This window comes from Paraburkholderia sp. EG304 (assembly GCF_046543485.1).
Lineage (GTDB): Bacteria > Pseudomonadota > Gammaproteobacteria > Burkholderiales > Burkholderiaceae > Paraburkholderia > Paraburkholderia youngii.
This window is the reverse complement of sequence record NZ_JBKGUA010000176.1, coordinates 1-2,506: the sequence shown is the minus strand read 5'-3', so window position 1 is coordinate 2,506 and position 2,506 is coordinate 1. Positions and strand designations below refer to the sequence as shown.

Genomic DNA, 2,506 nt, shown 5'->3' with positions numbered 1-2,506 from the left:
GGAGATGGCATTGGTTCCACCTGAATAAAAGGCATTGAGCATCAAATCGACATCACAAACCGGCGCAGCGACTCATTGAAATGAAGTGCTGCTCGCCGGCGAGGGGTATTTCAACAGCCTGCTAGAGGCGAATCCGGGTCCGGACGCGCAGCTCACAGTGAATCTGGAATTTGAGTCCATCCACGATTTCTCTCCTGACGCAGTCGTACAGAAAGTACCGGAGTTGTGCCAGATGATCGCGTTGCGCGATGCGCTCAAAGCGCCGAAGGGCCCGCTCGGCAACAACCCTCATTTCCGCAAGCGTGTCCAGGCGTTGATAGTAGACGAGAAAGCGCGCACGCGTCTGATGGGTGAACTCGGCATTGAAAACAAGAGACCTGAATCGAATGGCAAAACCACCGGGGTAACACATGAGTGACATGCTGCGCGCAACGACAATCGTGCCCGTGTGGGACGCAGATCGTTCGCTACTCGACCAGCTGATTGGGGCGGCGCGAATCGAACCGGGCGACGAAGCCTATTCGATGGTGCCCCGCTTGCGCCGCGCCGTCTTTGCACGCTGGGAGGCTGAACCGGAAATACCAGCGAACCGCGCAGCTGATGACGAAGGCAGGGAAGCGGTGACCGTGATAAAGCGGCTTTCTTTTCTTCATCGCTTCATTCTACCCCGCTCCTGGGTCAACCTGACAGAGCCTGCCCCAGCCATACGAGTGTCCAGCTCGTCGATGTGCGATCGCATGCGGGGGGACGTTCTCGCGGAAATCCGTCCGTCCGAACCGGGCCGGCAAGTCCGACGTGATTGCCGGCATCCTCTGCTCGGGGAGCAGTGCATCCAACCACGTAGTAAAGATTGGATCGAAATTCTGGGCTCACGGGAGTCAGTTGTGGCTGAACGTTATCGAGCATATGATGCATCTGCCGGTGACCACCGGCTCCGGAACGTCCCGCTTCCCCGATGGGTGGTTCGGCAAACGCGGCATCTGTCGCAGGTTCAAAAGGCGGGATTGACGCTTTTCACGTCATCGCGTAACCCGAGGGCTTTTGTGACAAACCGTTCGGTAGTGGCAGTGCGGCACACCGCTGCTGCCACCCTGACAACGTATATTGCAGACTCGACGGAGGTCGCACTGTGGCTACACGTGATGGCGGTACGCTGTATGTCATCCAGGCACGTCCCCCGGCAATCATCGCCTTATCCCCGGACGGTTCGCACGAAATCGTTATCGCAGACCTGACGAACACGCCCGACGGCATAAAGGTGGACGCCGAAGACCAGTTGTTATACTGGAGCAACATGGGCAGCGGCATTCATCTAATCAACGGCGATGCGATGCTCTCTGGACTTCCACCGAACGATGGCACGATCGAATGCTCGAAGCTAGACGGTAGTGAGCATCGGGTGCTCGTGCCTTCGGGGAAGGCAGGAACCCCGAAGGAACTGGCGCTGGACAAGGAAGCCGGTCATCTGTACTGGTGCGATCGTGAAGGCATGCGAGTCATGCGTGCGCGGCTGGATGGCAGTCAGGTCACGGAGCTCGTGCGGACTGGGAATTTCCCGGAAGATACGGCTGACGCAACCCGCCACTGTGTAGGCATTGCGCTGGATAAGACAAACGGACACATTTACTGGTCACAGAAGGGTCCTCCGGATGGCGGACAGGGGCGCATCTTTAGGGCAGGCATTGACCTACCGGCAAATGCGGCTCCCGATAGACGCTCAGACGTCGAATGTTTGCTTGACAAATTGCCGGAGCCTATTGATCTCGATATCGACCACCACGACGCGATGCTCTATTGGACAGATCGCGGCGACGATGCGGACGACGGAAATACGCTGAACCGCGCAAGGATCACAACGTTGGGACTGGTTAATCGTGAAGTGGTTGCGCGCGGACTCAAGGAAGGGATTGGCGTGTGCTTGGATTGGCGAGGGCGCCGTGCCTTCGTGACCGATCTGGGCGGCAATGTGCGCGAGCTGGACATGGATACGAACGACGACTCGCATTTCACTACGGTTGCCCATCTGGGCGTGCTCACGGGTATTGATTACGCCGACGACGTCTAAGTTGGACCCCCAGCAGCTGGCTCTGGTGCAATTTCAGCGGCGCGCGAAAGAATTGGCGTATCCACCGTCACCTCTTCGAACTGAAAGGACTGCCTTCCAAACAGCGGGCGCAGTGGCATCTTTGAGGCGCAGGTTCGTCAGATCGGACTGACCTTTGCGAATACGACGGGTCAGCTCGAAGCCCGAGATCGCGATTGTCCGCGTTCCGGAACTGTTTGAAACCGAGTATCACGTTCAGCTGTGATTTGATGTGACGATGATCCTGCCCGATCACGTCGTTCAAGTACTTTGAGGATCGCAGCGTCGTGTCTTTGGTAAGCGCCCGGCCATCCCGTCTTGAGTAGCGTTGAAGGTTTTGGGAGCATCGTGTGCACTTAAATAGGTGGACACGTGAACACTATCGAAGAAGAGGCACCGGTTGTAAGGCGTCGACGCCGGCGA

General features: G+C 57.5%; 2 protein-coding genes and 1 pseudogene. 2 read left to right on the top strand and 1 reads right to left on the bottom strand.

Annotation, left to right across the window (positions count from 1 at the left end; genetic code table 11):
* Positions 1–85 precede the first annotated feature (85 nt).
* A complete protein-coding gene (locus tag ACLFKU_RS43045; protein ID WP_410853298.1) occupies positions 86–418 on the top strand; it encodes a type VI secretion system contractile sheath small subunit in 333 nt (110 codons plus the stop codon).
* A 145-nt stretch (positions 419–563) separates the two neighbouring features.
* Here ACLFKU_RS43045 and ACLFKU_RS43040 read toward each other — a convergent pair.
* Positions 564–653, bottom strand: a pseudogene (locus tag ACLFKU_RS43040) (IS6 family transposase); the annotation flags it as partial.
* Positions 654–1,129: 476 nt separating this feature from the next.
* Here ACLFKU_RS43040 and ACLFKU_RS43035 point away from each other — a divergent pair.
* Entirely contained in the window at positions 1,130–2,065 is a 936-nt protein-coding gene (locus ACLFKU_RS43035) for a hypothetical protein (protein WP_410853297.1), read from the top strand.
* Positions 2,066–2,506: the final 441 nt, after the last annotated feature.